The organism is Bradyrhizobium sp. USDA 4341, assembly GCF_054063755.1.
Map to the genome: position 1 here is coordinate 178006 of NZ_JBSSGO010000001.1, position 11624 is coordinate 189629.

The window sequence follows — 11624 nt, forward strand, 5'->3', positions numbered from 1 at the left end:
AGTGCGATGACGAACACGATTGAGGCCCGCGTGCCGGCCGCCTTCGTCCCGGCCGGTGGTTCCGTTTGTTCGGCCGCCGCCCCGCTGCTGGAGGTCGAGAATCTCAAAGTATCGTTCGGTCGCGGGCCGCATCAGGTTGAGGCCGTGAAGGGTGTTTCGTTCAAACTCGAGCAGGGACGTTGTCTCGCCATCGTCGGCGAGTCCGGATCGGGGAAGAGTGTGACCGCGCGCGGTCTGGTCGGCCTGCCAGGGTCCGGCGCGATCCTGCACGCCGATCGCCTGGCCTTTGCCGGCCGCGAACTTGGCCGCCTGAGCGACCGAGCGTGGCGGGCCTTTAGGGGAAAGGAGATCGGTTTCGTGCTGCAGGATGCGCTGGTGTCGCTCGATCCGCTGCGCCCGGTGGGTGAGGAGATCGCCGAAGGCCTGCGCCTGCATGGCGAGGTACGTTCGCGCGTCGAGCGCGAGCGACGCGTCATCGATCTGCTCAAGCTTGTGGGCGTACCGGATCCGGAACTGAAAGCGCGTCAATTGCCGCAGCAGCTCTCTGGCGGCCAACGTCAGCGCGCCCTGATCGCGTCCGCGCTCTCGCTCGATCCACGGCTCCTGATTGCTGACGAGCCGACAACCGCGCTCGATGTGACCATCCAGGCGCAAGTGCTGGCGCTGCTCGAGGAAACACGCGCCCGCGGCAAGGCGCTGATCCTGATCAGCCACGACCTTGCGGTGGTCTCACGTATGGCGGACGAGGTTCTGGTCATGCGCGACGGCGAGGTGGTCGAACGAGGTCCCGCGGCGCAGATCTTTGGGCATCCGCGTCACGAATATACGCGCCGGCTGATCGACGCCATTCCGTCGTCCCATTCACGGGGCAGTCGGCTCGCTCCGTCGTCGACGCCGCGATTTAATCCTAGCCATGTGGACCAGGCGGCGCAACGAGCCTCCGGCCGACAGGGGCCCGATGTCCTGCTGCGAGCTAGCGGTCTGGTGAAGCGCTTCAAGGGACCGGACGGAACCCTGCATACCGCCGTCGATGGTGTCTCCTTCGAATTGCGCGGGGGCGAGACGCTCGGGATTGTCGGCGAATCCGGTTCTGGCAAGTCGACCGTGGCGCGCCTTGCGATGGCGCTGGAGACGCCTGACGAAGGCTCGGTCGAGTTGCTCGGCAAGAGCTGGAGCGCGTCGCCCGAGGCAGTACGCCGCACCAACCGGCGGGCTATCTCGATCGTCTACCAGGATCCGCTGAGCTCGTTCGATCCGCGCTGGAATGTGACGCAGATCCTGGACGACGCACTTCCCGATGACGAGCCTGACCGGCGCGGCCGGATTGCCGAGCTATTTGGGTTGGTCGGGTTACCGGCCGGGCTCGCGCACCGGCGCCCGCTCGAACTATCCGGCGGCCAGCGCCAGCGGCTGGCGATTGCGCGCGCGGTCGCGCCGCGGCCGCGCGTGATCGTCTGCGACGAGCCGGTGTCGGCGCTCGACGTGTCGATTCAGGCGCAGGTCCTCGATCTGCTCGGCGATCTCAAGGCGACGCTCGGCGTCAGCTATCTCTTCATTTCGCATGACCTCGGTGTCGTGCACCACATCAGCGACCGCGTGCTCGTGATGAATCGAGGCCAAATTGTCGAAAGCGGTGAGGCGGATGAGATATTCCTCAACCCGCGCGCTGATTACACCAGGTGTCTGGTCGCCGCCGTCCCGCGTCTCGTGCGCGGTGAGGCGGCCAGGCGTTCGTCCCGTCGCCTCGAGAGGAGCTCCGCATGAGTGCGCTGCATTTCAATGCTTTCGTCATGAACACGGTTTCGCACATCCAGCACGGGCTATGGCGTCATCCTGATGCGCGGCAGGCGGATTTCGAGGACGTCAGCCTCTGGATCGATCTGGCCAAGACACTGGAAGACGGGCTGTTCGACGCGATCTTCTTCGCCGACGTCGTTGGGGTCTATGGACCGGTGGGCGGAGACTACACGGTCAACGCGCGTGAAGGCCTCCAGATCCCGACCAACGACCCTTCGGTGCTGCTCTCCGCGCTCGCCGTCAATACCGAGCACCTTGGTCTCGCCTTCACGAGTTCGGTCCTGCAGGCCCACCCGTTTGAATTCGCACGCCGGGTCTCGACACTCGACCATATCAGCAAAGGCCGCGTGGCCTGGAACATTGTTACCTCGACCCAGGAGAGCGCCGCCCGCAATTTCGGGCTCGATCGTCTGACCGCACATGACGAGCGCTATGAGTGGGCAGAGGAATATCTGGAGGTCGTGTTCAAGCTGTGGGAAGGCTCATGGGACGATGGAGCGCTGCTGAAAGATCGGAAGCGCGGCATCTTCTCCGATGCCAGCCTGATCCACCGGATCAACCATGTCGGCAAGCGCTACCGCGTGGAAGGCCCGCATCTGCCGTCGCCTTCGCCCCAGCGCACGCCGCTGCTGTTCCAGGCGGGATCGTCGCCGGCAGGCCGTGCGTTCGCGGCGCGCAACGCGGAGGCGCAGTTCATTTCGACGCCCAACACGCGGACTGCCGCCGAACTGATCGCGGAGACGCGCGACCTTGCCGAGCGCGCCGGACGGCGTCGTGACGACATCAAGTTCTTCCAGGGCTTTGCCTTCGTCATCGGCGGCACCGAGGAGGAGGCGAAGCGCAAGGAGGCCGAGCTCGACAGTTACCTCAGCATCGATGGTTTCCTCGCCCATTCCAATCTGGGTGTGTCCCAGCATGATGGCCGGCCATATCCACCGGAGACGCTGCTCAAGGACATCGAGACCAACGGGGGCCGCAGCCATATCGAATGGCTGCGCAAGCGCGAGCCCAGCCGCGAGCCGACAGTTGGCGATCTCGGCCGCCTCGTCGCCCAGCGCCACCCGCGGCTTGTCGGGACGCCAGAGCAGATTGCGGATGCGCTCACCGAATGGCAGCGGGCCGGCATCGATGGCGTCAACCTGATCAACTGGACAATCCCGGGCTCCTATCTGGAGTTCAACGCGCATCTTCTCCCCGAACTGCAGCGGCGCGGGCTGGCGAAGCGCGAATATGCGGCGGGGACCTTGCGTCGCAAGCTGTTCGGGTACGACCGGCTCGACGAACGTCACCCGAGCGCGCGCTGGCGCGGGGCCTTCACGTCTCGCCAGGCGGCTGAGTGAGACGCGGCGAGCGTCAACTCGTCGGTCGACGGCGGGTACGAACGCTACACGAGGCCGCTGCGCCAGATCATGGGCGAATCCGGCAAGGCATCCGGCATCGCGGGAGCGAAGGCCGAGGTGGGCGATCCATTGAGAGAGTGCATGAGCGTCGTTTCTCGCGCGAGCTCCTCTAGGATGTCGTACTTAAGGCTCACGTAGCGCCGCTCAATCTCGCCGTGCCAAGCCGGACTGTCGAAGACAGTCCTCATGCTTGCGAATGTCGGTCTTCAGGCTTCGGGACTGCCGGGCCTCGGCCAGGCTACGATCTTTCTCGGCCGCGACCGGCGTCAATCCCGGCACCCAGCGGTGCGACCGCAAGGATAGTAAGCAGTTCCGTGCGCAGGAGGCGATCATGCTGCCGCCGCTTTTGTACGCCCTCTTCACCAGAGTCCATGGACCGGATTTGTCGTTGACGGCTTTCGGCGCGGTTCTGACCAGCACTTTGCCAGGAGGATCATGCTCGTTTAGAGTCTTCACGGCAAATATGAGAGCAGGCTGTTGAAAAAGGCGCTCGCCAGCCGACTCGTGGCCGTGGTTCATTGGCTCCGAGATACGGTTTATGGGGTGGTTACGCTGCTGCCAGCATCGCCGGCCCTAACTTTTGGCGCAGATGGTCGATCAGGATGCGGACTTTGGGCAGCGGGTGGCGCTGCTGCGGATAGACCGCCCAGATCGGCTCATCGTCGCGGCAGAAGGGCTGCAGGATCGTTTCCAGCCGGCCGGCGCGGATATGATGGCGAACATAGAATTCCGGCAAGTGGCAGATTCCCAAGCCGGCCAGCGCGGCATCGACGACGGCATCGCCACTGTTGCAGCGCCAGCGACCCTTGGGGCGGAAGGAATGATCGCCGGCGGAAATACGGAAATGCCATGCTGACGCGATGCCGATGACGCAGTGATGCGTCTCCAGTTCCTGTAGATTGCGCGGCCGCCCGGCCCGCTCCAGATACGCGGGGGCAGCGCAGGTGACGAAGCGGCGCGACCCGATCCGTGTTCCAATCAGACGGGAATTCTCCAAAAGCCCAGTCCGCACCCCGAGATCGAACCCCTCCGCCACCAGATCGACAACGCGATTTGTCACTTCGATGCCGATGCTGACCTTGGGATATTGTTCGCAGAAGGCCAGCGTGATCGGCACGATGAAGCGCTCTCCCATGATATTCGGGCAGGTCAGCCGCAAGTCGCCGACCGGGTCGCTATTCTTGCTGACCAGCGCGAGCGCTTCGTCGCGCTCGGCGATCAGGCGGTGGCAGTGATCGAGAAAGACGCGTCCCCGGTCGGTCAGCGTGACCGTCCGCGTGGTGCGGATAAAAAGCTGCGCCTGGATGCGATGTTCGAGCTGGGCGATGGCGCGGCTCATATAGGAGGACGACACCCCCAAAGCCGCCGCCGCCCTCGCGAAGCTGCCCGTCGTCGCTACCGCTTCGAATTCGTCGATTCCGTCCCATCCGGCCATCAGATTGTCTCTCATTGGCAATAATGAATTGCTATATTGCTAATTTACCAGCCAATTTGAAAAGAATAAAAATTTAGCCTGTGATAGTTCAGGGTGACTGATGAAGACCCGCGCCGCAGTCGCATTCGAAGCCAAGAAGCCGCTTGAGATCGTCGAGCTCGACCTGGAAGGCCCCAAGGCCGGCGAGGTCCTTGTCGAGATCAAGGCGACGGGTATCTGCCACACCGATGCCTACACGCTCGACGGCTTCGACAGCGAAGGCATCTTCCCCTCAGTCCTCGGCCACGAAGGTGCTGGCATCGTTCGCGAGGTCGGCGCCGGCGTGACGTCGGTGAAGCCTGGCGATCATGTGATCCCGCTCTACACGCCGGAATGCCGCCAGTGCAAAAGCTGCCTGAGCCAGAAGACCAATCTCTGCACCGCGATCCGCGCCACGCAGGGCAAGGGCGTGATGCCCGACGGCACCTCGCGCTTCAGCTACAAGGGCAAGACGGTCTTCCACTATATGGGCTGCTCGACCTTCTCGAACTTCACCGTGCTGCCTGAGATCGCGGTGGCGAAGATCCGCGAGGACGCGCCGTTCGACAAGAGCTGCTACATCGGCTGCGGCGTCACCACCGGCGTCGGTGCGGTCGTCAACACCGCCAAGGTGACGCCGGGCTCCAACGTCGTGGTGTTCGGCCTCGGCGGCATCGGCCTCAACGTGATCCAGGGCGCCAAGATGGTCGGCGCCGACAAGATCATCGGGGTCGACATCAACGACTCCAAGGACAATTGGGGCCGCCAGTTCGGCATGACGCATTTCGTCAACCCGACCAAGGTGAGCGGTGATATCGTGCAGCACCTGGTGGGCCTGACCGACGGCGGCGCCGACTACACCTTCGACTGCACCGGCAACACGAACGTGATGCGCCAGGCGCTGGAAGCCTGCCACCGCGGCTGGGGCGTGTCGGTCGTGATCGGCGTCGCGGAATCCGGCAAGGAGATCGCAACCCGGCCGTTCCAGCTCGTCACCGGACGTGTCTGGAAGGGCACCGCCTTCGGCGGCGCGCGCGGCCGCACCGACGTGCCGAAGATCGTCGACTGGTACATGAACGGAAAGATCCAGATCGATCCGATGATCACCCACGTGCTGAAGCTCGACGAGATCAACAAGGGCTTCGACCTGATGCACGCTGGCGAGAGCATCCGCAGCGTGGTGATGTTCTGAAACAGCTTTACAACAGTAGGAGCAGATAATGGGTGTAATCTCGGGGGACGGCATCTTCTCGCACGTTTTCATCGGCGCCGCCGATCTCAAGACGTCGGAAAAATTCTATGATGCGACGTTGGGTGCCTTGGGTGTGAAGAATCTCGGGCCATTCGGCAATGGCTGGATTTTGTACGGCAAGGACAAGCCGGCCTTCATCATCGCGCGTCCGGGCAGCGGAGCCGCCCCGTCGAGCAATGGCGTGACCATCGGCTTCGCGGCGGCCAGCACGGCCCAGGTCGACGCCTTCCATGCCGCCGGCATCGCCAATGGCGGCACCGATGAGGGCGCGCCCGGTCCGCGTGGCCACTTGCCCGGAGCCTATGCTGCCTATCTGCGTGATCCGGCCGGCAACAAGGTCTGCACCTACACCTTCACGGACGGCAACTAACCGATGGGCTTGGAGCAGGTCAGCGCCAACCGCTCCTTCGGAGGAGTGCAAGGCGTCTATAAGCACGTCTCGGCGTCCACCGGCACGGAGATGGTCTTCTCGGTCTTCGTCCCGCCCCATGCGGACGGGACGAAGCTGCCGGTGGTCTGGTATCTGTCCGGCCTGACCTGCACCCATGCCAATGCCACGGAAAAGGGCGAATATCGCGCTTTGTGCGCAGAACTCGGCCTGATCTTCGTCGCGCCGACACTTCGCCGCGCGGCGAAGGCGTGCCAGACGATGCCGACAAGGCCTATGATTTCGGGCTAGGAGCGGGCTTCTACGTCGACGCGACTGAAGCTCCTTTCTCGCAGCATTACAGGATGTGGAGCTATGTCACCCGGGAATTGCCGGATCTGATCGCCGCGCATTTTCCCGCGGATATTAATAAGCAATCGATCATGGGCCATTCGATGGGCGGCCATGGCGCCCTCACCATCGGCCTGACCTTCCCTGATCGTTACCTAGCCGTCTCGGCCTTCGCGCCGATCTCGGCTCCCAGTCAGGTGCCCTGGGGACAGAAGGCCCTGGCCGGCTATCTCGGTTCGGACCGAGCCGCCTGGCGCAAGCATGACGCGGTGGCGCTGATCGAGGATGGTGCCAAGGTGCGGGATCTGCTGGTGGATCAGGGCGATGCCGATCAGTTCCTCGCGATCCACTTACAGCCTGACAGGCTGCGTGACGCTTGCGCCAAGGCGGCCATCGCTCTGACGCTGCGCTTGCAACCCGCCTATGACCATAGCTATTACTTCATCTCCACCTTCATGAGTGACCATCTGCACTGGCATGCCGAACGACTGGCATAGCAGCGGCATCTGGCCTCACGACGCCATCAGCACTCTTCAGCAGCACAAGATCGCGATACCGGGTAGGGCGGCAGGCGCGCCGAAGATCGCGGTGGGCATCGGCTGGCATTGATGAGAAGGGATCAGGGCAGGTAACCAAGAATAATAGCCCCCCAGAAGCGCCCTCTTATGAACAACGGCCAAGAGCATGAACTTACCATTGCCGATATCATGGCGCTGGGCGGTCAGCGTAAATTTGTTCCTCAGCCGAACGAGGTCGATCAACTCTGTGAAGATAGATTTGTTACGGCAATTTGCTTGGGGCCGGCCCTTGTGGCTTGGCGAACTTCAAAATGTGTGTGGGAATGTACCCGGTATCATCGACCACAACGCAAGAAGTTATTTAGCCCGGTCGCAACCCGTTCCTGATTGGCGGCAGGTGTCGCTTGGCAGTTAAATGTAAGAATGCGCCTGTTTCGTTGCGGTTGACCATTTAATTGTGAGAATCCTGGCTGCCGACTGCATCGCGAGCGGTTCTCGGCCTGGGGTCGTATGTTTTCGGCGGCATCACTGAAGCGCGCTTTGTTGTCGAGCTTCCGGTCCAGCTTTTCAAAAATTCCCGGCTCGTATTGGCCCGGCGGCACGCCTCATCCCCCAAAGCGCCTCGTCAATCTCGCCAGGGACGGGTCACTCATAGCGGGCTCACGGGCAGAAACACCAGCAGCCCGATTCTCACATCAAGTGACGAAGTTGAAGTCACATGATTAAATGGAAAGGGACAATTGGACCCGCATGATCGGATGCTCTTCGAGGTACTTGGCATCCCGGTGTGGAAGGTCGGACGAGGAGCGCAGCTCAAGTTGAGCGCTCCGTGGCATCGCGCCGTTCAAACCTGCTCATCCGACCAGAGTTCCGTGCTGCTGCATATCTGCTCTGCTCGTCGCGTCTCGGCCGTCGTAGGACGAGGGCGTTGTGTTCGTGATATCCGAGCGGCGCTTCGGCGATGGGACGGGTGGACATGGAACAGGAACTACGAGCGGCTGTCGAGCGGATGATTTCGGTCTACGTTGCAGATACCTATGGCCTTTCCGGCACGATCTCGACGGTGGTGAAGGGTGCGAACTGGACGTTTGTCGTTCGTGACGACGCGCAAGATAGGGCTTTCATTCGGCTGTATCGAATATGGGGCCGCTCCGCTGCCGACGTCACGAGCGAAATGGCCGTGCTCCGAGCCGTTGAAGGCACGCCTGCGCTTGAGATTTCTCGACCCCTCATTGACCATGAAGGACGGTCGTTCTCCGCATTCCAACTACCTGATGGTACTAAGCGCCTTCTAGGCGTCTTCGCTCCGGCTGCCGGGCGTGAGCTGGCCGCAACACCGGCCGATTGGTTTCGCGCCGGCGTTGCCCTGTCCCATTTGCACCGGCAGACCGGGCTCAAGAAATTGGCGCCCAACAGGGAGCTTCTGAGCGAGAAGAGGGAGAAGGAGACGCTCGCGATGATCGCCGAGAGATCTCCAAGTGTTGCCGAGGACATCAGCAAATCACTGGATGTGCTCGTGGGCGCGGGTGCAAACGCGCCGATTGGCCCGACAGGGCTTTGTCACGGCGATGTCAGGCCGATGAACATGCGAATCGAAGACGAACGCGTCACATTTTTCGATTTTGATGATTGTGGCAGCGGCCCTCAGTGGCTCGATGTGGCTGCCATGGCACTGTGGCTGGAAACCATAACCGGTGGCGATGTTGGCGCGCTGTGGAAGGCTTTCCTGGCCGGATATGGCGTGGACGTAAGTGACTCCTTTGTCCTTTTTGTGGGCCGTATGGTGGCTGGACACCAGCTGCGTATCCTGCGGTTCTTGTTTGACTATTGCGAGCTTGACGCCGCGCTATGGGCTGATGTTTTGAATCGGGCCAAGATGGTCGTGGGCAGGGCCGCCCAGGGCCGGCTACGCGCATTCGCGCCGTGAAGCGTGAAACCAACGCTCAGCGGCTTGCGGAAGCGGTATCAGGCGATCGCCTTGACCGCGCTGGAGTAGATGCTGGCAGGACGCGCGAGGCCATAATGCTCGCGTAGGGTCGTTCCGGTGTAGTCCTCGCGGAACAGGCCGCGCTGGCGCAGGATCGGGACAACCTGTTCGGCGAAGACATCGAACCCGCCGGGCAGCCAAGGCGGCATCACATTGAAGCCGTCGGCCGCACCGCCCTCGAACCAGGTCTGGATATTGTCGGCGATCTTTTCCGGCGTTCCGGCAATGACCCAGTGGCCACGCGCGCCCGCGAGGCGCTGCACCAGCTGGCGGATGGTCGGCTTCTCGCGATCGACGATGTCGACCACGAGCTTGAAACGGCTGGCGACGCCGCGGGCGCTTGCGGTGTCGATCAGATGGCGCGGGACGGGGCCGTCGAGATCGTAACCGGTGAGATCGAGGCCGATCATCTGGCGCAGCTGGGTCAGGGAGTATTCCGGCTGGATCAGCGCGTTGAACTCGTCCTGGAGGCGATCCGCCTCGGCTTGCGTGCTGCCGATGAAGGGGCTGATGCCGGGAAGGATCTTGATTTGGTCGGGACCGCGGTCGAAAGCGCGCGCTTGGCGCTTGATGTCGGCATAGAAGGCTTTGGCGGAGTCCAGGGTCTGGTGCGCCGTGAAGATCGCCTCCGCGAAGCGTGCGGCGAAGGCACGGCCGTCGTCGGAGGCTCCGGCCTGGACATAGACCGGCCGGCCCTGCGGCACGCGCGAGATGTTCAGCGGGCCCCGGACGCGAAAATGCTTGCCGACATGGTCGAGCGTGTGGATTTTGCTGGTATCGGCGAAGATGCCGGACTCGGGGTCGTTGACGAGCGCGTCGTCTTCCCAGCTGTCCCAGAGCCGCGAGATCACGTCAAGATATTCGCGCGCGCGCTCGTAGCGTTCGTGGTGAGGGGGGTGCTCGGGCAGGCCAAAGTTTTGCGCCGCCTGCGGCGCGCCGGTCGTCACGATGTTCCAACCGGCGCGACCTTGGCTCAGATGGTCAAGCGAGGCAAACAGGCGCGCGAGGTTGTAAGGCTCGGTATAGGTGGTCGACGCAGTTGCGATCAGACCGATGCGCTTCGTGACCGCGGCGATCGCCGCGAGCCAGGTGATCGGCTCGAAACGAAAGCGCTGGGCGTAGCGGACGTTGTCGGCCAGTGCTGGCCCGTCGGCAAAGAAGATGGCGTCGAATTTGCTCGCCTCGGCGCGCTGCGCCAGCTCCTGGTAATAGGCGATGTCGAGGATGCGCTCCGCCGACGATCCTTTGTAGCGCCATGCGGCTTCGTGGTGGCCGCCGGGATAGATGAAGAGATTGAGAACAAGTTGCCGTTGGTTGCTCATGGTTCGAATGTCCAGATGCGAATGCCGTGGGGAGACGCGGAGCAGCTAGGAAGCGGATCGAATACTTCCCGCCCCCGGCTTTCGCGCGAATGCGAAACGAAGATATCGTTCCAGACGGAGGCCTTCCGGGGTGCGCTTTGCCTCGACCAGCGCAGCAAAGGCCTTGTCGATCGCCGCCCGTTCCGCCGGTGAAAAGCTGCCGAGGAAGTTACCGAATGCGCTGGCTTCGGACCATCCGAGCGCCGAACTCACGTCAACATGCAAATCGATGAGTGAACGCAGATCGCTGCGGTAATCGATAAAGCCGGTATCGGCGAACAGCGTCTTGAGCTCATCGTCGGTTGCTCCGAGCACCCGGTGCGCTTCGCCACTCCGTTCGGCGAAGCCGGCCTGTTCGATCGCCAGCCGCAGCAAGGTGCGGGATTCGTGAGGCTTGGTCGGGTCCTGGACGTTCAGCCCGATCCGGCCTCCCGGCTTGAGGACGCGTTCGATCTCACGCAGCGCCTGCCGCTTGTCGGCGATCCAGTGAAAGACGCTGTTGAGGTAAACGGCATCGAATTCCGCAGCCCCAAAGCGCGAAAGGTCCTCGGCACGACCAACATCGAAGGTCAGCGTTTGCGACGAGCGCAGGCGCGCGATGGCGATCCGGTTCTCCAGGGGATCGATACCGATCACATGGCCGCTCGGGCCGACAAGTCCAGCGACGAATTCGGTCAGGCGGCCGGTGCCGGCGCCGATATCGAGCACGCGATCTCCGGACTTCAGGGACAGCGGGCCGACGAGGAATTTGCCGTGATGAAACTGGAGGATGCCGGCCTGCTCGTAGGTGCGAGCAAGCTCGGGCGTGTCCCGTTCAAGGCTGATGACGCCGGGGGTCGACATCGTGCGTTCCAAATCTCCAACGAACCGTCGAGACGGCCTGATCGAGATGAACTCTATGTTGCCCGGGCGAGAAATGTCGATGAAATGGATTTGCGTTGTTCGATGCGATGCGAGCATGAATATAGCGGCCAGAGCAGGCGAAAGAGATGATGACGCGAGTCCATCTTTTCGATCAAAAGCCGCCGCGCAGGCCGAACGTCCGTTGCACTTCCCGGGTCGCTCCACGCCGTCGACGCAAATCTTTCAACGCGCTATGACCTTGCGGTGGGTTCGTTGCTCGGGCCGCCAAACAAAA

At 62.6% G+C, this 11624-nt stretch carries 10 protein-coding genes and 1 pseudogene; 7 read left to right on the forward strand and 4 right to left on the reverse strand.

Annotated elements, in window-relative coordinates; genetic code table 11:
• The first annotated feature begins 6 nt into the window (after window positions 1-6).
• Window positions 7-1764: a dipeptide ABC transporter ATP-binding protein gene (locus tag ACVIGB_RS00855; RefSeq protein ID WP_456717539.1), complete on the forward strand. Its 1758-nt coding sequence runs from the start codon at window positions 7-9 to the stop codon at window positions 1762-1764.
• Entirely contained in the window at window positions 1761-3137 is a 1377-nt protein-coding gene (locus tag ACVIGB_RS00860) for an NtaA/DmoA family FMN-dependent monooxygenase (RefSeq protein WP_456717538.1), read from the forward strand. The genes ACVIGB_RS00855 and ACVIGB_RS00860 overlap by 4 nt, the downstream gene beginning before the upstream one ends.
• Before the next feature lie 204 nt (window positions 3138-3341).
• Here ACVIGB_RS00860 and ACVIGB_RS00865 read toward each other — a convergent pair whose 3' ends face one another.
• Both ACVIGB_RS00865 and ACVIGB_RS00870 read right to left on the reverse strand, forming a co-directional pair.
• Window positions 3342-3716 (reverse strand): hypothetical protein, encoded by a 375-nt coding sequence (locus tag ACVIGB_RS00865; RefSeq protein WP_456717537.1) that lies wholly within the window; start codon window positions 3714-3716, stop codon window positions 3342-3344.
• 28 nt (window positions 3717-3744) lie between these two features.
• Window positions 3745-4632, reverse strand: a complete 888-nt coding sequence (locus ACVIGB_RS00870) for a LysR family transcriptional regulator (RefSeq protein WP_456717536.1) — start codon at window positions 4630-4632, stop codon at window positions 3745-3747.
• 100 nt (window positions 4633-4732) lie between these two features.
• Here ACVIGB_RS00870 and ACVIGB_RS00875 point away from each other — a divergent pair, with 100 nt between their 5' ends.
• From ACVIGB_RS00875 to ACVIGB_RS00890, 4 genes and pseudogenes are all read left to right on the forward strand, one after another.
• Entirely contained in the window at window positions 4733-5842 is a 1110-nt protein-coding gene (locus ACVIGB_RS00875) for an S-(hydroxymethyl)glutathione dehydrogenase/class III alcohol dehydrogenase (protein WP_456717535.1), read from the forward strand.
• Between the two features lie 28 nt (window positions 5843-5870).
• On the forward strand, window positions 5871-6272 hold the full coding sequence (locus ACVIGB_RS00880) for a VOC family protein (protein WP_456717534.1): 402 nt from the start codon (window positions 5871-5873) through the stop codon (window positions 6270-6272).
• 3 nt (window positions 6273-6275) lie between these two features.
• Window positions 6276-7117, forward strand: a pseudogene (fghA, locus tag ACVIGB_RS00885) (S-formylglutathione hydrolase).
• Window positions 7118-8114: 997 nt separating this feature from the next.
• Complete coding sequence (locus ACVIGB_RS00890; RefSeq protein ID WP_456717533.1) at window positions 8115-9065, forward strand: phosphotransferase enzyme family protein; 951 nt, start codon at window positions 8115-8117, stop codon at window positions 9063-9065.
• A gap of 38 nt (window positions 9066-9103) precedes the next feature.
• On the opposite strand, the gene ACVIGB_RS00895 is transcribed toward ACVIGB_RS00890, so the two are convergent.
• Together ACVIGB_RS00895 and ACVIGB_RS00900 are read right to left on the reverse strand one after the other, a co-directional pair.
• On the reverse strand, window positions 9104-10447 hold the full coding sequence (locus ACVIGB_RS00895; RefSeq protein WP_456717532.1) for an LLM class flavin-dependent oxidoreductase: 1344 nt from the start codon (window positions 10445-10447) through the stop codon (window positions 9104-9106).
• Between the two features lie 45 nt (window positions 10448-10492).
• Window positions 10493-11194 (reverse strand): class I SAM-dependent methyltransferase, encoded by a 702-nt coding sequence (locus tag ACVIGB_RS00900; protein ID WP_456749106.1) that lies wholly within the window; start codon window positions 11192-11194, stop codon window positions 10493-10495.
• Here ACVIGB_RS00900 and ACVIGB_RS00905 point away from each other — a divergent pair.
• Window positions 11123-11479: a hypothetical protein gene (locus ACVIGB_RS00905; RefSeq protein ID WP_456749113.1), complete on the forward strand. Its 357-nt coding sequence runs from the start codon at window positions 11123-11125 to the stop codon at window positions 11477-11479. The genes ACVIGB_RS00900 and ACVIGB_RS00905 overlap by 72 nt on opposite strands.
• Window positions 11480-11624 lie beyond the last annotated feature (145 nt).

What these genes read in the sequence shown, in the direction of transcription:
- ACVIGB_RS00860 (WP_456717538.1), top strand. Translation starts at nt 1,761, where the DNA reads ATGAGTGCGCTGCATTTCAATGCTTTCGTCATGAACACGGTTTCGCAC.
- ACVIGB_RS00895 (WP_456717532.1), bottom strand. Translation starts at nt 10,447, where the DNA reads ATGAGCAACCAACGGCAACTTGTTCTCAATCTCTTCATCTATCCCGGC.
- ACVIGB_RS00890 (WP_456717533.1), top strand. Translation starts at nt 8,115, where the DNA reads ATGGAACAGGAACTACGAGCGGCTGTCGAGCGGATGATTTCGGTCTAC.
- ACVIGB_RS00870 (WP_456717536.1), bottom strand. Translation starts at nt 4,632, where the DNA reads ATGGCCGGATGGGACGGAATCGACGAATTCGAAGCGGTAGCGACGACG.
- ACVIGB_RS00865 (WP_456717537.1), bottom strand. Translation starts at nt 3,716, where the DNA reads ATGAACCACGGCCACGAGTCGGCTGGCGAGCGCCTTTTTCAACAGCCT.
- ACVIGB_RS00855 (WP_456717539.1), top strand. Translation starts at nt 7, where the DNA reads ATGACGAACACGATTGAGGCCCGCGTGCCGGCCGCCTTCGTCCCGGCC.
- ACVIGB_RS00875 (WP_456717535.1), top strand. Translation starts at nt 4,733, where the DNA reads ATGAAGACCCGCGCCGCAGTCGCATTCGAAGCCAAGAAGCCGCTTGAG.
- ACVIGB_RS00905 (WP_456749113.1), top strand. Translation starts at nt 11,123, where the DNA reads ATGGCCGCTCGGGCCGACAAGTCCAGCGACGAATTCGGTCAGGCGGCC.
- ACVIGB_RS00880 (WP_456717534.1), top strand. Translation starts at nt 5,871, where the DNA reads ATGGGTGTAATCTCGGGGGACGGCATCTTCTCGCACGTTTTCATCGGC.